The 23909-nt window shown below is 54.7% G+C and carries 20 protein-coding genes; 5 read left to right on the forward strand and 15 right to left on the reverse strand.

Annotated elements, in window-relative coordinates; all coding sequences use genetic code 11:
• Positions 1-12 precede the first annotated feature (12 nt).
• From J1779_RS19025 to J1779_RS19035, 3 genes are all read right to left on the reverse strand, one after another.
• Entirely contained in the window at positions 13-1206 is a 1194-nt protein-coding gene (locus J1779_RS19025) for an amino acid aminotransferase (protein ID WP_122094617.1), read from the reverse strand.
• Between the two features lie 268 nt (positions 1207-1474).
• Entirely contained in the window at positions 1475-2107 is a 633-nt protein-coding gene (locus tag J1779_RS19030) for a YitT family protein (protein WP_056776065.1), read from the reverse strand.
• Between the two features lie 245 nt (positions 2108-2352).
• Positions 2353-2817, reverse strand: a complete 465-nt coding sequence (locus J1779_RS19035) for an Lrp/AsnC family transcriptional regulator (RefSeq protein WP_056776062.1) — start codon at positions 2815-2817, stop codon at positions 2353-2355.
• Positions 2818-2961: 144 nt separating this feature from the next.
• Here J1779_RS19035 and J1779_RS19040 point away from each other — a divergent pair, with 144 nt between their 5' ends.
• Positions 2962-3741 (forward strand): transporter substrate-binding domain-containing protein, encoded by a 780-nt coding sequence (locus J1779_RS19040; protein WP_217204509.1) that lies wholly within the window; start codon positions 2962-2964, stop codon positions 3739-3741.
• A 3-nt stretch (positions 3742-3744) separates the two neighbouring features.
• On the opposite strand, the gene alr is transcribed toward J1779_RS19040, so the two are convergent.
• Both alr and dnaB read right to left on the reverse strand, forming a co-directional pair.
• Entirely contained in the window at positions 3745-4824 is a 1080-nt protein-coding gene (alr, locus tag J1779_RS19045; RefSeq protein ID WP_217204510.1) for an alanine racemase, read from the reverse strand.
• A gap of 107 nt (positions 4825-4931) precedes the next feature.
• Positions 4932-6338 carry a replicative DNA helicase gene (gene dnaB, locus J1779_RS19050; RefSeq protein WP_056776056.1) on the reverse strand — a complete coding sequence of 469 codons (1407 nt, stop codon included), beginning with the start codon at positions 6336-6338 and terminating at the stop codon, positions 4932-4934.
• 193 nt (positions 6339-6531) lie between these two features.
• Here dnaB and J1779_RS19055 point away from each other — a divergent pair, with 193 nt between their 5' ends.
• Positions 6532-7515 (forward strand): quinone oxidoreductase, encoded by a 984-nt coding sequence (locus J1779_RS19055; protein WP_056776054.1) that lies wholly within the window; start codon positions 6532-6534, stop codon positions 7513-7515.
• Positions 7516-7894: 379 nt separating this feature from the next.
• On the opposite strand, the gene pspG is transcribed toward J1779_RS19055, so the two are convergent.
• From pspG to J1779_RS19080, 5 genes are all read right to left on the reverse strand, one after another.
• A complete protein-coding gene (pspG, locus tag J1779_RS19060) occupies positions 7895-8131 on the reverse strand; it encodes an envelope stress response protein PspG (RefSeq protein ID WP_217204511.1) in 237 nt (78 codons plus the stop codon).
• A 191-nt stretch (positions 8132-8322) separates the two neighbouring features.
• Entirely contained in the window at positions 8323-9333 is a 1011-nt protein-coding gene (gene dusA / locus J1779_RS19065; protein WP_217204512.1) for a tRNA dihydrouridine(20/20a) synthase DusA, read from the reverse strand.
• A gap of 130 nt (positions 9334-9463) precedes the next feature.
• Positions 9464-10903 (reverse strand): sugar porter family MFS transporter, encoded by a 1440-nt coding sequence (locus tag J1779_RS19070; protein ID WP_217204513.1) that lies wholly within the window; start codon positions 10901-10903, stop codon positions 9464-9466.
• Between the two features lie 9 nt (positions 10904-10912).
• A complete protein-coding gene (locus J1779_RS19075; protein ID WP_217204514.1) occupies positions 10913-11812 on the reverse strand; it encodes an aldose 1-epimerase in 900 nt (299 codons plus the stop codon).
• An 18-nt stretch (positions 11813-11830) separates the two neighbouring features.
• Positions 11831-15085, reverse strand: coding sequence for a DUF5107 domain-containing protein (locus J1779_RS19080; protein WP_217204515.1), 3255 nt, complete (start codon positions 15083-15085; stop codon positions 11831-11833).
• A gap of 109 nt (positions 15086-15194) precedes the next feature.
• Here J1779_RS19080 and J1779_RS19085 point away from each other — a divergent pair, with 109 nt between their 5' ends.
• A complete protein-coding gene (locus tag J1779_RS19085) occupies positions 15195-16382 on the forward strand; it encodes an ROK family transcriptional regulator (protein ID WP_217204516.1) in 1188 nt (395 codons plus the stop codon).
• 99 nt (positions 16383-16481) lie between these two features.
• A complete protein-coding gene (gene zur / locus J1779_RS19090; protein ID WP_056776039.1) occupies positions 16482-16991 on the forward strand; it encodes a zinc uptake transcriptional repressor Zur in 510 nt (169 codons plus the stop codon).
• 190 nt (positions 16992-17181) lie between these two features.
• Here zur and J1779_RS19095 read toward each other — a convergent pair whose 3' ends face one another.
• The 4 genes from J1779_RS19095 to J1779_RS19110 all read right to left on the reverse strand — a co-directional run bounded on the left by J1779_RS19095 (position 17182) and on the right by J1779_RS19110 (position 20309).
• The gene (locus J1779_RS19095) at positions 17182-17391 is read right to left on the reverse strand and encodes a CsbD family protein (protein ID WP_056776037.1); all 210 of its coding nucleotides are present in this window, start codon (positions 17389-17391) and stop codon (positions 17182-17184) included.
• 191 nt (positions 17392-17582) lie between these two features.
• A complete protein-coding gene (gene dinF / locus J1779_RS19100) occupies positions 17583-18947 on the reverse strand; it encodes an MATE family efflux transporter DinF (protein ID WP_136375667.1) in 1365 nt (454 codons plus the stop codon).
• A 265-nt stretch (positions 18948-19212) separates the two neighbouring features.
• Positions 19213-19821, reverse strand: coding sequence for a transcriptional repressor LexA (lexA, locus tag J1779_RS19105; protein ID WP_056776034.1), 609 nt, complete (start codon positions 19819-19821; stop codon positions 19213-19215).
• 119 nt (positions 19822-19940) lie between these two features.
• Entirely contained in the window at positions 19941-20309 is a 369-nt protein-coding gene (locus tag J1779_RS19110) for a diacylglycerol kinase (RefSeq protein ID WP_056776031.1), read from the reverse strand.
• Positions 20310-20449: 140 nt separating this feature from the next.
• Between J1779_RS19110 and plsB the strand changes: the two genes are divergently transcribed.
• A complete protein-coding gene (plsB, locus tag J1779_RS19115) occupies positions 20450-22930 on the forward strand; it encodes a glycerol-3-phosphate 1-O-acyltransferase PlsB (RefSeq protein ID WP_056776028.1) in 2481 nt (826 codons plus the stop codon).
• A gap of 96 nt (positions 22931-23026) precedes the next feature.
• Here the strand turns inward: plsB and ubiA are convergent, their stop codons facing one another.
• Positions 23027-23893 (reverse strand): 4-hydroxybenzoate octaprenyltransferase, encoded by an 867-nt coding sequence (gene ubiA, locus J1779_RS19120; RefSeq protein WP_217204532.1) that lies wholly within the window; start codon positions 23891-23893, stop codon positions 23027-23029.
• Between the last annotated feature and the right edge of the window lie 16 nt (positions 23894-23909).

The raw sequence follows: 23909 nt of genomic DNA on the forward strand, positions 1-23909 counted from the left end.
GTATGACGGGAATTATTGTACGGCAGCGAAGGCTTCAGCGACCTGTTTCACGTTATGGTGATTCAGGCCAGCCATGCAGACGCGGCCACTGGCGATCAGATACACACCAAACTCTTCGCGCAGACGCACCACCTGCGCTTCGCTGAAACCGGTATAACTGAACATCCCGCGCTGTTGCAGCAGGTAATCAAAGTTACGGCCCGGCAACGCCGTTTTCAGGGTATCGACCAGCGTGTGGCGCATTTCCAGAATACGGGTCCGCATCTTCTCCACTTCGGCTTTCCACTGGGCGTTCAGCGCGCTGTCACTCAGCACTTTCGCCACCACTTTTGCACCGAAATTCGGCGGGCTGGAGTAGTTACGGCGCACGGTCGCTTTCAGCTGGCCCAGTACACGGCCTGCGGCGTCGCTGTCTTCACACACCACAGACAACCCGCCCACGCGCTCGCCGTACAGGGAGAAAATTTTCGAGAAGGAGTTACTGACGAAGCAGTTTACGCCCGCAGAGGCCATCGCGCGGATGGCGTAAGCGTCGTCGTCGATGCCCGCGCCAAAGCCCTGATAGGCGATGTCGAGGAACGGGATCAGCTCGCGCTGTTTGGTGACTTCAATCACCTGATCCCACTGCGCCGGCGTCAGGTCAGAACCGGTCGGGTTGTGACAGCACGGATGCAGCAGCACGATGCTTTGCGCTGGCAAGGTGTTCAGACGTTCGATCATCGCGGTGAAATTCACGCCCAGCGTCTGCGGATCATAGTACGGGTAGGTGTGAACTTTAAAACCCGCGCCGGCAAAAATGGCCACGTGGTTTTCCCAGGTCGGGTCGCTCACAAACACTTCAGAATTCGGGAAGTAAAACTTCAGGAAATCAGCGCCGACTTTCAGTGCACCGGAACCGCCGACGGTCTGAATCGTCGCGATACGCTGTTGTTTCAACGCCGGATGTGCGGCACCAAACAACAGTTCCTGAATGCCTGCGCGGTACGCGGTCAGACCTTCCATTGGCAGATACACTGACGCGGCCTGCGGCCCGGCGTTCAGCTGATTCTCTGCATTTTCCACCGCCGCCAGTTGCGGAATAATACCCTGCTCGTCGTAATAAAGACCGATGCTCAGGTTCACCTTGTCTTGTCTTGGATCGGTCTTGAAGCTTTCCATCAGCGACAAAATCGGGTCACCGGCATAGGCATCGACATGTTGGAACACGGTATAGATCTCCTTGGTTTGGTTAAGTAGCGCGGCGATCTCACGGCCGGAGCGGCGGATCAACACTGTTTCACAGACTATCAAAGTTCGTTAAAGAAAATGACAACTATGTTGGCATTTTTCAGGCACGCCCCGCATATAAAACCGCCCGTTCGTCTGAGATGCTGTTGGGCTCACATAGACCAGGATCATACAGACACCTCAGCGACCGGAGCATCTCAATATGGCGCAGCCCTCAGAACCCTGCGCCATGCTTGTCTCAATGTGGTCAGACGCTGTAACGCCCCGGACGGTGGTTCATCGCAATGATCAGATTGACGATCACCGCGCCCAGCACCGAGGCAATCAGCATTTCATAGCTGACGACAAACAGCGAAGCGAGCACGATGCAGCAGTCCACGCCCATTTGCAGTTTACCGGCGCGGATGCCGTATTTGTCCTGCAGAAACAGCGCCAGAATGTTCATGCCGCCGAGGCTGGCTTTGTGGCGAAACAGCACAATGAAGCCGATGCCCATGATCACGTTGCCAAACAGCGTGGCGTAGAAAGGTTGCAGATGATCGAAATGAACAAACAGCGGATGCAGATCGGAGAAGACCGAAACCATCGCCACGGCGGCGAAAGTTTTCAGGGTGAACTGCAAGCCCATGCGGCGAAAAGACAGATAGTAGAAAGGAAGGTTGATGATAAAGAAGGCCGTACCGAATGACACTTGCGTCAGGTAGTGCGCCAGAAACGCCATGCCTGCCGTGCCGCCGGTCAGCGCGCCAACCTGGCGCAGCATCACCACGCCAAACGACACCATCAGCGTGCCGATCACTATCGCCAGCACGTCTTCTGTCACGGTGTGCGTGGAGCCTGGTTGTTCCACCGGCTTTTCTAAACTGTCGAGACTTGCCATAAATACCCATTTCCCCAAAGAATAATCACTAAAGTCGTTTTAGCGATAATTAAGGAGATACGCGAACAAGGCAATATTCACGCACGGAATTTGCATTAAAAATCGAAAATAAGATTTTTAGTGGCGTTAATTATTCTTTACATGCACAAATTGCGCATTTTAATTAATAATTATGCACCACAAAAGTGAGGGCGCACCAAAATAAATCACCATAACAGTGCGGGGAAAATAACCCTTTGCGAATTTCACCCTACGGTTAATAAGCCGTTTTCTTTTAGGCGGTTAAGCACGACTGACGTTTTTACATGGGCGACACTTTTATGCACAGAAAGGATCTGGCTTATCAACGTGCTTAAACCGGCTAAATCTTTCACCGCGACTTTCAGCAAATAGTCGGCATCTCCGGTGGTTTTGTAGGCATCGATAATGGCGTCCACGTCACCCAGCATGCTGTGAAATGCCTCGACCTGCGCGGGCAAGTGATTGATTAACCGCACTTCGATAAGGCCGATCATCCCAAGCCCCACCGCTTCCGGTGCAAGCCGGGCATGATACCCGAGGATCATCTGCGCCTGTTCCAGGCCGATACGACGGCGTGAGCATTGCGAGGCAGATAATCCCACCAGCTCGCTGAGTTCCTGATTGGTCAGTCTTCCGTTGGCTTGTAATAATGTCAAAATTTTCAGGTCATAATCATCAATGCTGTACATGGCACCTTTCCTGTCATTATATTTTTTGTCTGTGATGAATTTCAGTTGCAAAGACTATACCCACGTAAATACTTATCGGCTGTTTTTTCTTATACTTGCGCAGATTAATTGCAAACAGAATGATTTCATCGCAAGGACAGAATAATGAAAAAGATCTTCACCCCTCTCGCCCTGCTCGCCCTTTTCCCCACGCTGGCAATGGCAGACGCCACATCCTCACATCTTGAGCGCGTTATTCAGAAAGGCTCCCTGAATGTCTGCACCACCGGCGACTATAAACCCTATACCTTTTTGAAAGAAAACGGCCAGTACGAAGGCATTGATATCGCCATGGCGGAATCGCTGGCGGCCAGTCTGGACGTGAAAGTGAACTGGGTGCCGGTCACCTGGAAATCACTGATGGATGAGATGACCGCCGGGCATTGTGATATCGCCATGGGCGGGATTTCGGTCACGCTCAAGCGCCAGCAGAAAGCCTGGTTCGCCAACGTGCTGGATCAGGATGGCAAAATTCCGCTGGTGCGTTGTGAAGACGTGCGTAAATATCAGACGGTCGCCCAGCTGAATATGCCTTCGGTTCGCCTGATCGAACCGGCGGGTGGCACCAATGAAGCCTTCGTTCACAGCCATCTGCCAAAAGGCTCGCTGACACTCAGCGACAACGTGACCATCTTCCAGAAGCTGGTGGATAAGAAAGCGGACGTGATGATCACCGATGCATCCGAAGCGTTGTACCAGCAAAAACGCTATCCGAAACTGTGTGCGGTGAATCCGAAGAAGCCGCTGCAATATGGCGAGAAAGCCTACATGTTGCCGCGTGATGATGTGAGCTGGAAGATGTATGTCGACCAGTGGCTGCACCTGAGTAAAGCCACCGGCGACTATCAGAAGGTTGTCAGCCAGTGGCTGGCGGTGAAGAAGTAAGTCTTAATCACCGATGTACTGGCGGGTAACGCGTTCGCTCAGCTGAGTGATAAGTTCGTAAGCACTGATGCCGGTGGCCGCAGCAACGCGCTCCGCCGGTAACGCTTTGCCCCAGAAAATCACCTCATCACCGACGTTGTCCGTGGCTTGCGGCCCTAAATCGACGGTGATCATATCCATCGAGACGCGTCCGGCAATCGGCACAATGCGGCCATTCACCAGCACCGGCGTGCCGTTGGGTGCGCTGCGCGGATAACCGTCGCCATACCCCATCGCCACCACGCCAAGGCGGGTGTCACGCTCGCTGACCCAGGTGCTGCCGTAACCCACCGGCTCACCGGCGGCATGTTCACGCACGGCGATCAGGCTGGACGTGAGCGTCATCACCGGCTGTAAACCAAAATCACTGGCGTCGCCGGTTTCCATCGGCGACACGCCGTAAAGGATAATACCCGGACGCACCAAATCCAGATGCGACTGCGGCCACAGCAAGATCCCGCCGGAGGCCGCGATGGATTTCAGCCCCGGTTTGCCTGTGGTAACGTCCGTGAAACAGCGCATCTGTTTCGGTGTGGCATCGCTTTGCTGCTCATCGGCGCGGCAAAAATGGCTCATCATATTGACCGGCTGCACCACGTTCTGACAGGCACTCAGACGCTGATAACACGCATCGGCCTGCGCTGGCTGAACGCCCAGACGGTGCATACCGGTGTCAATTTTCAGCCAGACGTTGAGGGGCGCGGTCAGTTGCGCGTTTTCCAGCGCCTCGATCTGTTCGTGACTGTGTACGGCGGTATGCAACTGATGCTCCACCAGAAGCGGCAATTCGCTGGCGGAAAAGAAACCTTCGAGCAGCAGAATGGGTTTCACAATCCCGGCCTTACGCAGCGATAACGCTTCACTGAGCCGGGAGACGCCGTAAAAATCGGCGTCCTGCAAGCTGTGCACCGTCTCCAGCAGACCGTGCCCATAAGCGTTTGCTTTCACTACCGCAACCAGACGACTTTGTGGTGCCAGATGACGTACCCGTTGCAGATTGTGTCGCATAGCGCGGCGATCAATGACAGCCGTAGCCGCTTTCATTTTGAGTCCTTTGCATGAAATTGAGATTTTTTGATAGCCGGGTGGAGAACCAAACCCCACCTGACCTCCCCATGTGAACGGGGAGGAATAAATTCAAAACCGGGAGGTTAATCCTCGTCGTATTGCGGTCCACCGTAATTGTCGAAGCGCGACCACTGGCCGTTAAAGGTCAGGCGGACGGTACCGATCGGGCCGTTACGTTGTTTACCGAGGATGATTTGCGCAATGCCTTTTTCTTCGCTGTTATCGTGATAAACCTCGTCACGATAGATGAACATGATCAAGTCGGCGTCCTGCTCGATGGAGCCGGATTCACGCAAGTCGGAGTTGACCGGGCGTTTATCGGCGCGCTGCTCCAGGCTTCGGTTCAGCTGCGACAGCGCCACCACCGGCACCTGCAACTCTTTCGCCAGCGCTTTGAGCGAGCGGGAGATTTCGGCGATTTCCAGCGTACGGTTATCGGACAGTGCCGGAACGCGCATCAGCTGGAGGTAGTCGATCATGATCAGGCTCAGGCCGCCGTGCTCACGGAAAATACGTCGCGCACGCGAACGGACTTCGGTAGGCGTCAGGCCGGAGGAGTCATCGATATACATGTTACGTTTTTCGAGCAGAATGCCCATGGTGCTGGAAATACGCGCCCAGTCTTCGTCATCAAGCTGACCGGTACGGATTTTGGTCTGGTCGACGCGGGAAAGCGACGCCAGCATACGCATCATGATCTGGTCGCCGGGCATCTCAAGACTGAAGATTAACACCGGTTTATCCTGCATCATCGCGGCGTTTTCGGCGAGGTTCATCGCAAACGTGGTTTTACCCATCGACGGACGCGCCGCCACGATAATCAGATCCGATTTTTGCAGACCGGCGGTTTTCTTGTCGAGATCCGCATAGCCGGTAGACACACCGGTCACGCCGTCGTGCGGGCGCTGGAACAGTTCTTCGATACGGGAAACGGTGCTTTCCAGAATGCGGTCGATGCTTTTCGGGCCTTCGTCTTTACTGGCGCGGCTTTCGGCAATCTGGAATACGCGGGATTCGGCTAAATCCAGCAGGTCTTCGCTGCTGCGGCCCTGCGGATCGTAACCGGCATCGGCAATTTCATTGGCGACGGAAATCATTTCGCGCACAACGGCACGTTCGCGCACGATATCCGCATAAGCGCCGATGTTGGCCGCACTTGGGGTATTTTTTGAGAGTTCTGCCAGATAGGCGAAGCCGCCGACCGAGTCCAGATCCCCTTTTTGCTCAAGAGATTCAGACAGCGTAATCAGGTCGATCGGTTTGCTCATTTCCAGCAAACGCTGCATTTCGGTAAAAATCAGACGGTGCGGCCTGCTGAAGAAATCATTGCTGACCACGCGCTCGGCGACGTTATCCCAGCGTTCGTTGTCCAGCATCAGCCCGCCCAGAACGGATTGCTCTGCTTCCAGCGAATGCGGCGGAAGCTTGAGGCCTTCCATCTGGCGATCGCGGGTTTCGTTCTGTTGATAGGTCGGTTTTTTTGCTGCCATCTGTGGGTTACTTCCTGCTCTAAGCGCCTGTTTTGTGAGCGTCGGGCCTGTAGAAAACCAAAGCCAGACTAGCGCGTTAGTATAGGTTGTCATGTCTCATTTCAAAAGGGTATTAACCCGCTGTGCCTAAAATCTGGATTGTCCCCGGCATTTAGCCTAGGGTTGAAATCAGACTCCATCACGAGGGAAAAGCATGGCAAAGCGCATCCAGTTTTCTGAAACAGGTACACCCGACGTTCTGCAATATGTTGATTATCAGCCACAAGACCCGCAGGCAGGTGAAGTGCAGGTCGAAAACAAAGCCATCGGCATTAATTATATTGATACCTATGTGCGCAGCGGCCTGTATCCGCCGGCCAGTTTCCCGGCCGGATTAGGCACCGAAGCCGCTGGCGTGGTCAGCAAAGTGGGCAGCGGCGTGACCGGCATCCAGCCGGGTGATCGCGTGGTGTACGCGCAGTCTGCGCTGGGCGCATACAGCGAATTCCATAACGTGCCTCAGGAAAAAATCGCCCTGCTGCCGGAAGCCATCAGTTTCGAACAGGCGGCAGCGTCCTTTTTGAAAGGGCTGACGGTGTATTATTTACTGCGCAAAACCCACGAAGTGCAGGCCGGCGAAACCATTCTGTTCCACGCCGCAGCCGGTGGCGTTGGGCTGATTGCCTGCCAGTGGGCAAAAGCGTTAGGCGTGAAGTTGATCGGTACCGTGGGGTCTGACGAGAAAGCGGAACGCGCGAAACAGGCCGGTGCCTGGGCAACGATTAATTATCAGAAAGAAGATATCGCCACCCGCGTGGCAGAACTGACTGACGGCGAAAAAGTCGGGGTGGTTTACGATTCCGTTGGCAAAGACACCTTTGAGAAATCACTGAACAGCCTGAAACGCCGCGGTTTGCTGGTGAGTTTCGGCAACGCCTCCGGCCCGGTAAAAGGCGTGGATCTGGCGATCCTCAATCAGAAAGGTTCGCTGTTCGTCACGCGCCCTTCCCTGAATGGCTACGTGACCAACCGTGAAGAACTGGCCGAAGCCAGCAGCGAGCTGTTTTCACTGATCGCCAGCGGCGCGATAAAAGTGGACGTCAGCGACGCGCAAAAATTCCCGCTTTCAGAAGCCCAACGCGCGCATGAAACGCTGGAGAGCCGGGTGACACAAGGATCGAGCTTACTGATCCCTTAAATGCAAAAAAGGCTTCCAGAATATGGAAGCCTTTCTTACTGTCTGATCCAGACGACCTCTGATGTCAGACGGGTACTGCCGTAGGGTACTGCCAGGTAAATCCGAAGGGTGGTGTCACTTAAGCGACTATTGTGTACCTCATCGGACTTGATGAATTCAGTTTATGGCCTGCTGACCACGTATGAATGTCATCCTAACAGTCACCCATGTTAAAAAATATGATTTATAACTTTTGACCGCACTTTCTGATCCAGCTTGTGATCGCTAGCACATAAGCAAAAGTTATTGATGCAACAGTTACATTTTTTTGCGCTCAAAACACAGCCAGCAATCATCATGATTTCATGCGGTTACAATAACGACTAATTTGAAATTGTTATCAGGGTAAGCGACGGCGGCGGTATTTTGGCTCATCCGCACGGAAAAATGTCCGGTAAATCCAGACCGCGACCACGGCTAAAACCAACCACGGCAACATTTTAATAACAATCGCCAGGAACCCGCCGAGCATCATCAGCGCAAACGCGACAATCAGTGCGGCAGCCATCCCCAGCAAAGACACGCCGGTCACCATCAGCACAAAGAAAAAGCCAAGCACAAAGAGAATTTCCAGCATCGGGTGCTCCTTAATAAGCGAAGGGTGTTAAGACCTGTTGTCAAAACCCTGATCACTATTACAAGAAACGTGCCAACTGGCTCTGACAGATAATGCATTGAAATATAAGGAAGATAATATTCCGCAGGCGCGGACGGCCTGCGGAAAGATAGTGATTTTGACTAACAGATAGTAATTTTACTCACCCGTTTTCAGGCCTGCGCCGCGACTTCCTGCTGCTGATGAGCCACCATCTGCAACGCCTGTTCCACCACATCAATACCCGCGCCTGCTTTATGCGCATTCTCGCTGAGATGGCGACGGAACTGACGCGCACCCGGCACGCCCTGGAACAAGCCAAGAATGTGGCGGGTAATGTGGCCGAGATAGGTGCCTTTACTCAGCTCCGCGTCGATATACGGATACAGCGCACGGATGATGTCCGGCCCGGTTTTCAGCGGTGCATCAGAGCCGAACAGCTCGCGATCGACGTTCAGCAACATGCCCGGATTCTGGTAAGCCTCGCGACCGACCATCACGCCATCCATAAATTGCAGGTGCGTTTTGGCTTCTTCAAGGGTTTTGATGCCGCCGTTTACCGCCATCGTCAGATGCGGGAAATCACGCTTGAGCTGATACACACGCGGGTAATCCAGGGGCGGGATTTCACGGTTTTCTTTCGGGCTGAGGCCGGAAAGCCAGGCTTTGCGCGCATGGATAATGAACGTATCGCAGCCACCGTTTTCTGATACCTGACGGATGAAATCACACAGGAATTCGTAGCTGTCCTGATCGTCAATGCCAATGCGGGTTTTGACCGTGACCGGAATAGAAACCACGTCACGCATGGCTTTAATGCAGTCGGCGACCAGCGACACCTGCCCCATCAGACAGGCACCAAACATACCGTTTTGTACGCGATCCGACGGGCAACCAACGTTCAGGTTAATCTCGTCATAACCGCGCTCTTCCGCCAGTTTCGCACAATGCGCCAGATCAGCCGGATTGCTGCCGCCAAGCTGCAACGACACCGGATGCTCAGCGTCGCCAAACCCGAGATAATCCCCTTTACCGTGAATAATCGCGCCGGTGGTGACCATTTCGGTGTACAGCAGCGTCTGGCCGGTCATCAGCCGGTGAAAATGGCGGCAGTGACGATCGGTCCAGTCGAGCATCGGCGCAACGGAAAAACGCTGGGCGGAAAACGGAGTAGTTTGGGGCATTGCGTGTTGAGTTTCTGACATCGACCTGACATTCGCTGAAGGAGTTTGCGGCACTCCCTCCGGCGCGGCGGCCAGAGGGAAGGTAATCGCTGATTATACCACAGAACAAAGATTCGGCATCTTGCGGGGTTTAGTGGCTTTCAGAGGCCACCGCTTTTTCGGCTTTCCGCTCGGCATCGGTACGGCTGAGTCGCTGTTCCAGCACTTCGAGCGTCACCCCGCGGGTTTCCGGCACTTTGCACTGAATGAAAATCCAGCCAGCCAGACAGATCACGGCGTAGATGAAGAAACTGCCCGCCGCCCCCAGCGCCGCGTTCATCAGCGGGAAGGTGTAAGTCAGCAGGAAACAGGCGATCCACAATGCCAGCGTGCCCACCGCCATCGCGTTTCCGCGCACCCGGTTAGGGAAAATTTCAGACAGCAGTACCCAGGTCACCGGCGCCAGCGTCATGGCATAAATGGCGATCGCCACCAGCACCAGCAGCAACACCGGCAGGCCCGTGACACCAAACGAGTAGGACAGCCCGATCAAAATATAAATCACCGTCAGCCCCGCAGAACCCAGTTGCATCAGGCGACGGCGGCCAATTCTATCCACCAGCGGCAGTGCCAGCAGGGTAAAGATCAGGTTGATGAGGCCGGTAGCAACGATGGATTTCAGGGTATCGTTGATATCAAATCCGGCAGAGGCAAAAATCTCCTGCGCATAGTTGAATATCACGTTGATCCCGCACCATTGCTGGAAAACCGCCAGCACAATGCCCATCAGTACCACAGGCCTGACGCGTGGCTCCCACAGCGCGGAAAACGGCACTTTCTGGTTTTCCGAGCCCAGCGAACGGCGGATATCCGCCAGCGTCTCGCGGGCGTATTCCACTGAACCGATACGTTGCAGCACTTTTTCCGCCTGAGTATAGCGGTTAGCTTTCGCCAGCCAGCGTGGGGATTCCGGCACCACAAACATCAGGGCCAGGAAGATGGCGGCAGGGATAGCTTCGGCACCAAACATGTAGCGCCAGCCGGTCTGACCGTTCCAGCTTTGTAAAATATCCGCCTGCACGGCGTCTGAGGCGACCGGTTCGGCAATCATCAGATTGATAAGCTGGGCGGCCAGTACACCGAGCACAATCGTCAGCTGATTCACCGCCACAAAGCGCCCGCGTTTTTCTGCCGGACTGATTTCAGCGATGTAAACCGGTGCCAGTGCGGAGGCCAGACCAATGCCGACGCCGCCCACGATCCGCCAGAAAACAAAGCTGTTAAAGCTGTCAGCCAGCGCCGTACCGACACCCGAGGCGGTGAAAAGCACGGCGGCGATAATCAGAGGCAGGCGGCGTCCGTAACGGTCGGAAAGCGTGCCAGAACCCGCCGCGCCCAGCACGCAGCCCAGCAACGCGGAGCTCATCGCCCAGCCGGACATTGCCGCGTCGGTGATGCCAAAATACGCCTCGTAGAAAGGTTTGGCTCCGCCGATCACCACCCAGTCATAGCCAAACAGTAAGCCGCCGCAGGCAGCCACCAGACAAATCATCCACACGTAGGGCATATTTAAAGCTTTTGAATCAGACATAAGCATTCCTCATTCCGGGATGTTAATCGTCGCGCTGTGCAGCGACATGTGCTGTGTCAGAGATTCGCCGGGCGATAACACCCGCAGCGAGCCACCCTGTGGCAGATGATGGTCATTTGCCGCATGGGTCATGGGTTCAAAGCAGAAGAAGTCGTGCTGATAGCCGGGGTCGAAACGGCTGTCGGAGATAAACAGGAAAAATACCGGGCATTCCGGAGATGTCGTCAGCCGAAGCTGATGGCCGGATTCAGGCCAGACAATCTCTGCCTTGCCATCCCAGCCGGAAAAACCATTATTTACCCAGCGGCGGGGAAGCGGCTTTGGCGTGCAGAAATCCAGACCGGCGGGCAGTTCATGATGATGTTTGCCCGCCAGCCACTGCGCGTCCTCCTGCCAGTAACCGCACGCGTTAGCCTGTAAAAGTGTGGTTTCGCTGAGCGGGAAAAACGGATGCCATCCCAGCCCGTAAGGCAACGGATCTGCCCCCTGATTCGTGATGCGCAGACGCATATCCAGCCTGCTGTCCTGCAAAGAAAAATGCTGCTCCGCACGGTAGCAGTAACTTTCGCTGTGATGCGTAAAGGCCAGCGTCAGCGCGTCCTCACTCTGGAAAATGCATTGCCAGTTTCCCAGCCAGCCATCGCCATGCAGATAGTGCGCGTCCCCGGTGTTGGGCGGCAGTGTGTAATGACGGCCTTCAAAATCAAAAGCATTGCCTTTCAGTCGGTTACCAAAAGGCAGAAGCGGAAAACACGCCGATTCTGCGGCGGGTGTTTCCTCACTCAACACTGACGGGCGCAGCAGATGGACATTGCCTTCCGTCCGCTTTGCCAGCAGTTGCAAGAGGGTGCCGCCCGAGGGCGACACGGTGATTGCAAGGTGATGATTCTCCAGAGAATACAGCGGCATTTTTCTCTTCTCCTTCACTCAGCAATCCGGCAACTGCGAGAAGAGGTGCGCTTTGCCACAGGCAGGATCCAGCGCGAAGATTTGCTGCAACACATCAGCAAAGGCTTCGTCTTCCAGACCGCGCAGCGCCAGCGCTTTCACCAGAAGACAGTGAATGCGATGTTCTTTCTGGCGATCGCCGGTCAGCACCACTAAATCCGGCAATGACACCGCGAAGAAATCGGCGTGGACAGGCTTCTCCGCCGCGCTTTCCGCCCATTCCAGCATTTGCCAGAAGACCTGACGGCTTTGCACCACATCGTTAAGTTTGCGCAGCGCCATGCCCTGATAGAACACATAATCCACCGGCTGATCGTTGTAATAACGCCGCTCGCCAATCCCTTTGTCGCCCGCGGCGGCACGCTCAAACCATGCCTGCGCCTGTTTATGCTGCTGAAGTTTTTGCGCGCAAATGCCCAGCCAGAAGCAGATATCGTTATCCGTTTGCCCGACCAGCCGCCCTTCGCTGAGGTTTTGCGGGTATTTCAGCGCGGACAGTAAAAGCGCCTGCGCGGCAACCACATCCCCGCTGTTTAGATAATCAAACGCCAGCAACTGTTTGTTCAGCAGATACTGGCCGGTGATGCGCCCTTCACCGCCTTCCCATGGATGGAATTTCCGGTCGGCCAGCAGCGCCCTTGCCGCCTGTAGCTGGCCGCACTGGTGATATAAACTGAGCAGTTCAGCGGTCAGGTCGTCGCGCTGCGTGGCGACGGGCAGCACTTTCTCGAGCCGCGCCAGACGGATTTGCGGCGCTACGCCGGTCAGACGATTAAGCAGATCAGATTCAAATAACAGCCGCGCATCCTGTGGCTGTAGCCGGCACGCCTCTTCCAGACAGCGGCGCGCTTCGGTGGCGTCCTGCTTCTGGTTCCACGCATCAATCCCCAGCCCGCGCCATGCATCCGCAAAGTCAGGTTCCAGCTCCAGACAACGCTGCCAGCAGGCCACTGCCGTTTGTGTATTGCCTTTGCTGTAATGGAAAGAGGCCAGCAAGTGCAGGGCAAAAGCGTCATCAGGGAAAGCCGCAAGCATACGCACTTCCGCCAGCCATTGCGGGAAACGGACATGCTGCGGAAAAGCATTTCGCGCCGCCAGACACAATGCCTCGCGCCCTTCTTTTTGCAGGGAAGCCTGCAAATACAGCGGCAGTGTTTCCTGACTGTTGACGGCGTTCAGCGCGTCGAGTGCCATCGCATCCAGCCCGCAAGCGGTCAGCTGATCAGCAATATTCATGGCGTTTTCACCACGCTGCCCGGTGACATCCCGCAACTGCGCGGCTGATTGCGCATCCGGAGTTAGGTGATAGCGCAGGAAGTGCAGCAGGTAATGCAGCGGATAGCGTTGTAAATGTTCTTCGATATAAGTCCGGGCATCCTGATTCATAAGGCACAGCAAGGTGGCTTTCAGGCCAATCAGACCGTAATGGTTGGCCTGCGTCGCCAGCCCCTGCTCGCAGAAATTCAGTGCCTGCGGGTACTGCCCGCGGCGGGTGGCAATCCGCGCCAGGCCGAAGAAGCCCCCGGATTTGGCGTTCCCGCTCCAGACCGCGCGGTAATAACTGTCAAAAGCCGCGTCAACATCACCGGTTTGCTCAAGGGCATTCGCACGGACGAGGCTCGCCAGACCGCATTGCGGATTCTTATTCAGCCGGTGCGCCCGGCTCAGCGCCGCATCAGCTAACGCCAGCGCCTGACTGAAATTCGCCTGATTGTAGCTGAGCGTAGCCAGCGCCAGATTGCAGCGGTAATCCAGTGGATCCAGTTCCACTCCGCGCCGGTAGTAATTCACCGCTCCCTGGCTGGCGTGGTTGTATTGCTCAAGATGCTGGCCGATAAACCAGGCTTCGTCGGCAGAAGTGATGTCCTGCGCGGGCAATGGCGCGCTGGCGGGCGACGGTAACGGCGTTTCACTGGCCTGATGCTCCAGATAAGACAACAGTTCATGCCCCTGATCATCGCGCAAACGCAGCCGCAGGCGCGACGGAAATTCCCCGCTCAGTTCTCCCTGAAGCACGTCGCCCGGCTGCAAAGTGATGTCCTTTTCCAGCAGAATGTGCGTGCCATCCTCAGAAGCAATCTCAATTCGCGCGGCAATTAACGGGCTGACGGCGTAAACGCCCCACGCCAGTGTTTGCCCGTGACGTTCAAGTTTGATCACCGCCTGCTCAGAGGCATTCTGCACCGTGCCAAGGTCGCTGTAAGGCAGGAAGTTCTGAACGAAACACTTCTCCTCATAAGCATCCAGCCAGGTGAAATCCGGCTGATTGTCGGTGAATACGCCGGTCATCAGCTCGATGTAAGGCCCGTTGTTATCGGTCAGGTTGCGATCCCACGCGCGGCCGAAATCGCAGTTGCCCCAGGTCCACTGCTTTTTGCCCGGCGACACGTGATGGTCGGCGATATGCAGCAATCCGCCCTGCTGCTCGTGGTCATACGCGCCGACGAAGTCATAGTCAGATTTGTCGGCCATGTAGGACGTCGGGACAGGAATGTTTTTGTAGCGCGAGATATCGACGCCCGCCGAATAATCCACTTTGTAGTAGGTGCCGGTGGCGATCGGGAAGGAAGACACATCGCGTTTACCGTGGTCGAAAACGGCGGTGACATCGGGCGGAAATACGCTCTGATGACCGTCTCCGCCGGTGACTGCCGGATTGGCCCACCACAGGAAATGGCGTGGCGTCGGGTTGCCGTTGTAAATTTTGGCACTGATTTCCAGCAGCGCTTTATCGGGAAAGAGGGTAAAACCGGTCATGACCTGCAGGCCGCGCATCGGTTCCACTTCGCCCATCCAAACAGTTTGAGCGCCGTTATCGTGCGCCTGTACGGTGAAATCCACCGGCATAAAAGTGGTCGGACGGTGATGCTGCGGCCAGTTAAATTCGATACCGCCTGAAATCCACGGCCCGAGTAAGCCGACCAGTGCGGGTTTCACGACGTCGTTGTAGTAGACAAAATCACGCTGTTTGATTTTGTCCCAGGCGCGGTGAACACGGCCACCCAGCTCCGGTAACAGCATGATTTTTAGATAATCATTTTCAAGATACAACGCCTGATAGGTTTTCATGACCTTTTCACCGGTCAGCGTATCCGTCACGCCGTACGGATAGACCGCACCAGAAGAGCCCTGATAAACCCGGTGCGCCAGAAACATCGGGTGCGTGTCCTGCTTTCCTGTCAGCCAGGTCGGGAGTTCGACCGCTTCCTGCCAGACTTTTACTGCTGTGCTCATGATTTCCCCTCAGTACGCCAGTCTGAAATATCAATTCCGGGATTCTACGCAGCGTACCGGGGCGGGGAATTTGCTACGGTCACGCAATTCAGTAAACGGGGTTGAGTAAATGTCCGAGGTCGGGTTGAATAATCTGCGGCTGCGCCAGTTCAATAAACAGGTGCTGATGACGCTGCTGTACCGTGAGAAAAATGCCAGTAAATCCACGCTGGCCAGGCTTTCCCGTCTGTCGATCCCGGCGGTCAGTAAGATCCTCGACGATCTGCAACGTGACGGATTGATCATCCACAGTCCGGTGAATTTACACACGCGCGGGCTGGGTGGCGGCAGTTATCAGATAGCCACTGACGGCAGCGCCGTGCTGTGCCTGAATATCACGCCTTACCGCATCGAAAGTATTCTGGTCAGCAGGCTGGTTTTGCCGCTGAGTGGATATCAGATGACGGAAATTTCAGTCAAAACGCCGGATGCGCTGCTGGCGCAAATCGAAACCTGCTTTCATCAGTACCGGAAAAACTATCCCGGCCTGAAAATCCGGCTGGCGCTGGCGATCCACGGTCAGGTCAATCCGACCACCGGCGTGTCACAGCGGATGCCGCAGGCGCCCTGGACCGGTGAAATTGAGATTAAATATCTGCTGGAAGAAAAGCTGCAAACCGACATCCTGATGGATAACGATTGCATCATGCTGGCGCTGGCGGAGAAATGGCAACATACTAATAATCATCAGGATTTTTGCGTGATCAATGTCGATTACGGCATTGGTTCCTCTTTCGTAATCAACGACAAAATCTATCGCGGCAATCTGTTTGGCAGCGGACAGATTGGGCACACCATCGTTGATCCTCACGGCGACCGCTGCGCCTGCGGGCGGTATGGTTGCCTCGAAACACTGGCGTCATTGTCGGCATTAAAGAAAAAAGCACGTCTGCTCGAGCCTGCGGACTCTTTCACCCGCACGCCCTCAACGCAGCAACTGATCGACCGCTATCATCAGGGCGAAAGCGCCATTTGCGAACAGGTGATGGAAGGCGCCCGCGCACTGGGATTGAGCCTGTATAACTTCCTCAACATTCTGAATATCAATCACATTTATCTTTATGGTCGCAGTTGCGGTTTTGGCGATGCCTGGCTGAAAACCGTCTGCGCACAAAGCGGCCTCAATCCTTTTGACCGTACCGATCATGTCAAAACTCAGGCGACGCATATTGCACCGGGCACGCTGAGCCGGGAGCAGCAAATTATGGGCATTGGCTATCTGTATGTGGAAAAGGCACTGGACGCGATGGCGGGCTGAACGGCGCATAATTCGTCGATTTGGCCGAAGCATGATAAAATCAATGATGGCCGCATGATGTGGCTTATCGACCCCCATCTGCGCTCAGAGAACGTTGCTATGACCCTGAATAATCCGGAAAAATTACTTTCACAAGCTGAAGAACTTTGCCAGCAGCGCAATGTTCGCCTTACCCCGCAGCGGCTGGAAGTACTGCGTCTGATGGCGCAACAACCCGGTGCGATCAGCGCCTATGATTTACTGGATCTGTTGCGTGTCAGCGAGCCACAGGCTAAACCGCCCACCGTTTACCGGGCGCTGGATTTCCTGCTGGAACAGGGCTTTATTCATCGGGTCGAGTCAGCCAACAGTTATGTGCTGTGCCACCATTTCGAAGAGCCGAGCCACACCTCTGCACTGTTTATCTGCGATCGCTGCGGGCTGGTAACAGAAAAAACCACTGACGGCATCGAAGAACGCTTAGCGAAACTGGCACTGGATTCGGGTTTTGAACTGCGTCATTCCGTGGTCGAAGCGCATGGCTTGTGCGGCGACTGCAAAGTCGTTGAAACCTGCGAAAGCCACGATCACTGCGATCACGATCATTCAATTGTGGTGAAGAAACGCTGACGGGTCGGGTTTAAAGCGGAGTTTATAGCGGAAGTTAATTAGCGGGTGAAATGTTCGGATGAAGGATGTTTTACACAAATTAGTACAGTGAAGCAGTTGGGTACATCCGTGTACCCGTATCCTGAAGCGTTCCGGGTAGGAGCAGCTAAATCTCAGGATACGTCACTGACACGCGAGGGGGAGTCGCGCTTTACCAGTGATATTTGTTGCTTGATTCCCAATCTTTGAGCTCTTTTTCGGCCTGATCTTTCTGATAGCCGTAACGCTCCTGAATCTTCCCTACCAGCTGATCACGTTTACCTTCAACGACAGTCAGGTCATCATCGGTCAGCTTGCCCCATTTTTCTTTTACTTTGCCTTTAAACTGCTTCCAGTTACCGTCGGCTTGGTCCTTATTCATAAAATATCTCCTGTTACCTTAGGGTTGTGGAGCTGCGGATTACCGCTGCAGCTCGGGCTTAACACTTTAAAGGTTAGTAGAGAATTTCGATTTATCCTGCCATCGGAGGGATAAAAACCATTATTAGGATTATTCCAAAGCACGATATAACGGCAACCCGCGATTACCCACCGTTTGAAAAGCCCGCTAATTCAGTGAACTGACGATGAAAACCAGCTGTCGCGCTGCCAGTAGCGGTGCCATATCCAGCCCAGTGAAATACCTCGTAATCCGAGGAACACCGTCAGCGCCAGCCAAAGCGCGTGGTTACCCAATATCGGCAAGGTGAACAGCGTCAGCCCGTACCCCAGCGCAGCAACCGCCATACTGTTACGCATATCCCTTCCGCGCGTGGCGCCGATAAACATCCCGTCGAGCAGGTAACACCACACTGCCACCAGCGGCAGAACAATCTGCCAGCCAAGATAACGATCGGCCAGCTGGCGCAGCTCCGGTAATGACGTCAGCGCATTGATAATCTGTTCACCGGTCAGCGCGTATATCAGTGCAAATGCCAGAGCGACCAGCCCGGCCTGACGGCATGCGGCACGCCAGACATTGAGCAATTTTTCGCGATTGCGGGCGCCAAACGCCTCACCTGAATGGGCTTCAATGGCGTAAGCAAAACCGTCGAGCGCAAAAGCGGTGAAGGTCAGAAGATTCATCAACACGGCATTGACCGCCACAATATGGCTGCCCAGACGCGCACCCAGAATGGTCAGTGAGGCAAAGCACAGTTGAAGAAGCAGTGAGCGCAGCATAATGTCGCGGTTAAGACTTAACAGCCGCCGCAGATCACCGCGCCAGGCAGAGGTTAACAGCGCAGGACTGATGCCCCGGCGCTGCATCACGCGCCAGACCAAAAACAACCCGATAAACAGCGTGAAATATTCTGAGCAGGCCGTGGCCGTGGCGGCACCACGGACATTCCAGCCAAGCCCTATCACCAGCCAAAGATCCAACACGATATTGAGCAGATTACCGGCAATGAGCAGCATTACCGGCCCACGCACGTACTGGATACCAAGCAGCCAACCCAAAATCACCAGATTTGCCAGAGACGCGGGGGCGCTGTACCAGCGGATCTCCAGAAAAAGCCGCGCCTGTTCAAGCACAGACTGGCTACCGCCGACGATGTGAAAAGCGCCTTCCATCAGGGGATGGCGGAAAAGCAAGATCACCACACCGGCGAGCACGGCCAGAAGAAAGGGTTGTACGAATGCGCGGGCCAGCAACAGGTTGTCTTGCGCACCGAGCGCCTGAGCGGTCATGCCGGTGGTACTCATGCGCAGAAAGAGCAGCATCATAAACAGGAAGGTGGTGATCATCGAACCGACTGCAACGCCGCCAAGATAGTCGGGGCTGTCGAGATGACCGATCACTGCCGTATCCACTAACCCCAGCAACGGCACGGTGATATTAGAAAAAATCATCGGTAGCGCGAGCATCCAGAGGGCTTTATCGGTCGGGCTCAAAAAGGTGTGTTTTAGCTTTTGCAGAAGGGAATGTTGTTGCATAGAGAATCTCATGCCGGAGGTTCGGGATATGCCTGTAAATGACATCGCCCCGAGAGGGGCGACGAGATGAAACGTTAAAGCTTAGCGGTATGTCAGAGGCGGCTCACGACCCGCAAATCAAAAACATGACCCTTTGGATCAACAATTTGACCCAGTCATTCGAGTTACATCAAGGCGGCAACTGAACGAACGCCGGGAGCATACACAAGTATGTGACCAGGGTTCGCGAAGGCAGCCAACGCAGAGATAGCCCGAAGTACGAAGGTTAAATCCAGTCGCCGTTGCGAATGACGCCTACGGCCAACCCTTCAATACTGAAATTCTGCTCACGTAAATCCACCACGATAGGCTGGAACTCGCTGTTTTCCGGCAATAACTGCACCACGCTGCCCTGTTTTTTCAGGCGTTTCACGGTGACTTCATCATCAATACGGGCTACGACAACCTGACCATTACGCACGTCCTGCGTTTTATGAACAGCCAGTAAATCGCCGTCGAGGATACCGATATCACGCATCGACATACCGCTGACACGCAGCAGGAAATCGGCGCTCGGCTTAAACATCGCCGGATCAACCTGATAATGCCCTTCGATATGTTGCTGAGCGAGCAGAGGTTCACCGGCGGCAACGCGGCCGATCAGCGGTAAACCTTCTTCTTCTTCCATCAGCAGACGAATACCGCGTGACGCGCCGGAAACAATCTCGATCACGCCTTTACGTGCCAGCGCTTTCAGATGTTCTTCCGCAGCATTCGGGGAACGGAACCCAAGACGAGCGGCAATCTCCGCGCGGGTTGGTGGCATACCCGTGGTGGAGATATGATCGCGAATCAGGTCATAGACCTCTTGTTGTCTGGTCGTTAAAGCTTTCATTCCGCCCCCTGGTTGTTTATACAGTCTAGCTGTGAGTATATACAGCTAAACGGGCAATGAAAACCTAAGATTGAATAAAAACAGTGCATAAGCACGATTACTGGAAGACAGATTCCAAATCAGAACCATCGCGGCCAAAAGATGCTGACCCAGACAAAAATCGCCAATATGATGGTCAGCAGCACGGCAGCCGAGCCAATATCTTTTGCACGGCCAGAAAGAACGTGGAACTCAGGTCCGATGCGGTCAATCGCACATTCCACGGCGCTGTTGAGCAGTTCGACCACGCAAACCAGCACCACTGAGCCTATGAGTAAGATGCGTTCAATGCTGCTGACATCGAACCAGAAAGAGAGAAAAATTAACGGGATAGCAGCGCTGGCTTCCTGACGAAAGGCAGCTTCATTCTGCCACGCCGCTTTCAGCCCTTTCCATGAGTAACCGGCTGCTTTATAAATTCGGGTAAATCCAGTGACTTGGTTCGCCATTCTGTTACTGATCCTTGAGGGGTTGTCCTTCGGGTGTTTGATGCATTTTAGCGGTTTAATGGTATCTCATCACCACAGATCTCATTTGAGCTTTCTGGTATCCTTGCGGCGAAATGGCTAACAAGAGGCTTCACGTTTTTATGTCAGGTTGGCGTAGACTTTATTACACATTATTGAATTTACCGCTTTCGATGCTGGTAAAGAGCAAAGTCATACCTACAGATCCGGTTACCGAGTTGCACTTAGACCCGACGCGCCCGATCCTGTACGTATTACCTTATAACTCCAAAGCAGATTTGCTGACCCTGCGTGCGCAGTGTCTCGCCCAGAATTTGCCCGATCCCCTGATCCCGCTGGATATCGATGGAACGCTGCTGCCAAGCCACGTGTTTATCGCGGAAGGCCCGCGCGTGTTCTCGTATTACACGCCGAAGCAGGAATCCGTAAAGCTGTTCCATGACTATCTGGACCTGCACCGCAATAACCCGGAATTAGACATTCAGATGTTGCCGGTCTCGGTGATGTTCGGCCGGGCACCAGGCCGTGAAGGTCAGGACACGCCGCATCTGCGCGTGCTGAACGGGATCCAGAAATTCTTCGCCGTATTGTGGCTGGGCCGCGACAGCTTTGTCCGTTTCTCTAATACCGTTTCGTTGCGCTACATGGCGACCGAGCACGGGACGGATAAAACCATCGCTCAGAAACTGGCCCGCGTGGCGCGTATGCACTTCTCCCGTCTGCGTCTGGCGGCCGTCGGTCCTCGTCTTCCTGCCCGTCAGGATTTGTTCAATAAGCTGCTGGCCTCTAAAGCCATCGAAAAAGCGATTGAAGACGAAGCGCGCAGCAAGAAAATTTCTCACGAAAAAGCCCAGCAAAACGCTATCGCACTGATGGAAGAAATTGCCGCAAACTTCTCTTATGAAGCCGTGCGCCTTTCTGACCGCGTGCTGAGCTGGACGTGGAACCGCCTGTATAAGGGCATCAACGTCAACAATGCCGAGCGCGTTCGCCAGTTAGCGCAAGACGGACAGGAAATCGTGTATGTGCCCTGCCACCGCAGCCACATGGATTACCTGCTGTTGTCTTACGTGCTTTATCACCAGGGGCTGGTGCCACCGCACATTGCTGCCGGTATCAATCTGAACTTCTGGCCAGCCGGCCCGATTTTCCGCCGTCTGGGCGCGTTCTTCATTCGCCGTACCTTTAAAGGCAACAAACTGTATTCGACCGTTTTCCGCGAATATCTGGGCGAACTGTTCAGCCGCGGTTATTCAGTCGAATATTTTGTGGAAGGTGGCCGTTCACGCACCGGACGCCTGCTGGAGCCAAAAACAGGTACGCTGGCAATGACCATTCAGGCCATGCTGCGCGGCGGTTCACGTCCGATTACGCTGGTGCCGATTTACATCGGTTACGAGCACGTGATGGAAGTGGGCACTTACGCCAAAGAGTTGCGCGGCGCGACGAAAGAAAAAGAGAGCCTGACCCAGATGCTCAATGGCCTGCGTAAACTGCGCAACCTCGGCCAGGGTTATGTGAACTTCGGCGAGCCACTGCATCTGACCACTTATCTGAACCAGAACGTACCAACCTGGCGTGAAGCGATCGACCCTATTGAAGCGCAACGTCCGAGCTGGCTGACGCCAACGGTGCAGGATCTGGCTGAGCAGATTATGGTGCGCATCAACAATTCAGCGGCGGCTAATGCCATGAACCTGTGTTGTACCGCGCTGCTGGCATCGCGTCAGCGCTCACTGACCCGCGAACAACTGACCGAACAGATCGACTGTTATCTGCAATTGCTGCGCAATGTGCCGTATAACGCGGATTCGACCGTGCCTGATCTGACCGCTAATCAGTTGCTCGATCACGCGCTGAACATGAACAAGTTCCAGGTCGAAAAAGATAACATTGGCGACATCATCGTTCTGCCGCGGGAACAGGCCGTGCTGATGACGTATTACCGCAACAACATCCATCATATGCTGGTGTTGCCGTCGCTGATTTCGAGCATTGTGATGCACCATCGTCAGGTTAGCCGCGCGGAATTACTGCGTCAGGTTGAGCTGATTTATCCGATGCTGAAAGCAGAACTGTTTATGCATTTCGACAAAGCCGAACTGCCGCAGGTGCTGGATGTGCTGACGCTTGAGCTGGCGCGTCAGCAGATTATTCATCTGGAAGATGATGAGTTATCGCTGAACCCGGCGCGTATCCGCACGCTGCAACTGCTGGCTGCGGGTGTCCGTGAAACGCTGCAACGTTATGCGATCACCTTCTCCCTGCTCACCACGAATCCAAGCATCAACCGTGGTGCGCTGGAAAAAGAGAGCAGGATTATGGCTCAGCGCCTGTCGGTGCTGCACGGCATCAATGCCCCTGAGTTCTTCGATAAAGCCGTCTTCTCGACGCTGGTCGGCACTCTGCGCGCAGAAGGCTATATCAGCGACAGCGGGGATGCGATTCAGGAACAAACGCGTGAGATTTACATCATGCTGAGTGACCTGATGACGCCGGATATCAAACTCACTATCGAGAGCGCCGGTATGCCTTCAGAGCTGCCACAGCCAACGGAACCTCCGGCTGAGCCTAAGATGGATGTGCGCGACACTGACCACTGATCGCCCGCAGTAACGCGATGAATGGCAGAAAACAAAACGCCCGGACTCTGTAAAAAGTCCGGGCGTTTTTTTATGCGCGCTCTGCTGGCTGAAAACTTAGAAAGTGAACGCCTGCAGGCTCATCAGAATACCGAGGAACAGCACCAGGCCCACGTAGTTATTCTGGCGGAAGGCCAGAAAACAGGCGTCACGCTCACGTTTGGCAATCAGCTTTTGCTGATGGACAAACAGCGCAGCGGCCAGCAGCAACGACCAGTAGAATGGCGCGCCAAGCTGTGAAAGATGCCCGACAACGGCCATCAGAACCAGCGTCGCCAGCTGCAGCAATCCGATAATCAGCGTGTCAAAACGACCAAACAGAATTGCCGTGGATTTCACACCGATTTTCACATCATCATCGCGATCAACCATCGCATATTGCGTGTCGTAGGCCACCGTCCAGCAGATATTCGCAAGGAATAATAACCAGCAGCTCAGCGGTAGCGTCTCACTGACGGCGGCGTACCCCATCGGGATCGCCCAGCCAAAAGCCGCACCCAATACAAACTGCGGTAAATGGCTGACACGCTTCATGAACGGATACACCCACGCCAGCGCCAGCCCGGCCAGAGATAACAATATCGTCATGCGGTTGAGCAGCAGAACCAGCAGGAAAGACACCAGCACCAGCCCGACAAACAACATTTTGGCCTGCGTACTGCTGATAGTCCCGCTCGGCAGCGGGCGGTTGGCAGTGCGTTTGACGTGGCCGTCGATTTTGCGATCGGCGTAATCATTCACCACACAGCCGGCGGCGCGCATGAAGAAGACCCCAAGCACAAACACCACGAGAATTTTAGCCGAAGGCATGCCGCCACCGGCCAGCCACAGCGCCCACAACGTCGGCCACAGCAGCAACAGCGAACCGATGGGCTTATCAATACGCATCAGACGGCAATAATCACGCCAGGTACCCTGCGGCATACTTGCGGACACTCTC

Origin of the sequence: Rahnella rivi, assembly GCF_019049655.1 — a bacterium.
Taxonomy (GTDB): Bacteria; Pseudomonadota; Gammaproteobacteria; order Enterobacterales; family Enterobacteriaceae; genus Rahnella; species Rahnella rivi.

What these genes read in the sequence shown, in the direction of transcription:
- J1779_RS19030 (WP_056776065.1), bottom strand. Translation starts at nt 2,107, where the DNA reads ATGGCAAGTCTCGACAGTTTAGAAAAGCCGGTGGAACAACCAGGCTCC.
- J1779_RS19035 (WP_056776062.1), bottom strand. Translation starts at nt 2,817, where the DNA reads ATGTACAGCATTGATGATTATGACCTGAAAATTTTGACATTATTACAA.
- J1779_RS19040 (WP_217204509.1), top strand. Translation starts at nt 2,962, where the DNA reads ATGAAAAAGATCTTCACCCCTCTCGCCCTGCTCGCCCTTTTCCCCACG.
- alr (WP_217204510.1), bottom strand. Translation starts at nt 4,824, where the DNA reads ATGAAAGCGGCTACGGCTGTCATTGATCGCCGCGCTATGCGACACAAT.
- dnaB (WP_056776056.1), bottom strand. Translation starts at nt 6,338, where the DNA reads ATGGCAGCAAAAAAACCGACCTATCAACAGAACGAAACCCGCGATCGC.
- J1779_RS19055 (WP_056776054.1), top strand. Translation starts at nt 6,532, where the DNA reads ATGGCAAAGCGCATCCAGTTTTCTGAAACAGGTACACCCGACGTTCTG.
- pspG (WP_217204511.1), bottom strand. Translation starts at nt 8,131, where the DNA reads ATGCTGGAAATTCTCTTTGTGCTTGGCTTTTTCTTTGTGCTGATGGTG.
- dusA (WP_217204512.1), bottom strand. Translation starts at nt 9,333, where the DNA reads ATGCCCCAAACTACTCCGTTTTCCGCCCAGCGTTTTTCCGTTGCGCCG.
- J1779_RS19070 (WP_217204513.1), bottom strand. Translation starts at nt 10,903, where the DNA reads ATGTCTGATTCAAAAGCTTTAAATATGCCCTACGTGTGGATGATTTGT.
- J1779_RS19075 (WP_217204514.1), bottom strand. Translation starts at nt 11,812, where the DNA reads ATGCCGCTGTATTCTCTGGAGAATCATCACCTTGCAATCACCGTGTCG.
- J1779_RS19080 (WP_217204515.1), bottom strand. Translation starts at nt 15,085, where the DNA reads ATGAGCACAGCAGTAAAAGTCTGGCAGGAAGCGGTCGAACTCCCGACC.
- J1779_RS19085 (WP_217204516.1), top strand. Translation starts at nt 15,195, where the DNA reads ATGTCCGAGGTCGGGTTGAATAATCTGCGGCTGCGCCAGTTCAATAAA.
- zur (WP_056776039.1), top strand. Translation starts at nt 16,482, where the DNA reads ATGACCCTGAATAATCCGGAAAAATTACTTTCACAAGCTGAAGAACTT.
- J1779_RS19095 (WP_056776037.1), bottom strand. Translation starts at nt 17,391, where the DNA reads ATGAATAAGGACCAAGCCGACGGTAACTGGAAGCAGTTTAAAGGCAAA.
- dinF (WP_136375667.1), bottom strand. Translation starts at nt 18,947, where the DNA reads ATGCAACAACATTCCCTTCTGCAAAAGCTAAAACACACCTTTTTGAGC.
- lexA (WP_056776034.1), bottom strand. Translation starts at nt 19,821, where the DNA reads ATGAAAGCTTTAACGACCAGACAACAAGAGGTCTATGACCTGATTCGC.
- J1779_RS19110 (WP_056776031.1), bottom strand. Translation starts at nt 20,309, where the DNA reads ATGGCGAACCAAGTCACTGGATTTACCCGAATTTATAAAGCAGCCGGT.
- plsB (WP_056776028.1), top strand. Translation starts at nt 20,450, where the DNA reads ATGTCAGGTTGGCGTAGACTTTATTACACATTATTGAATTTACCGCTT.
- ubiA (WP_217204532.1), bottom strand. Translation starts at nt 23,893, where the DNA reads ATGCCGCAGGGTACCTGGCGTGATTATTGCCGTCTGATGCGTATTGAT.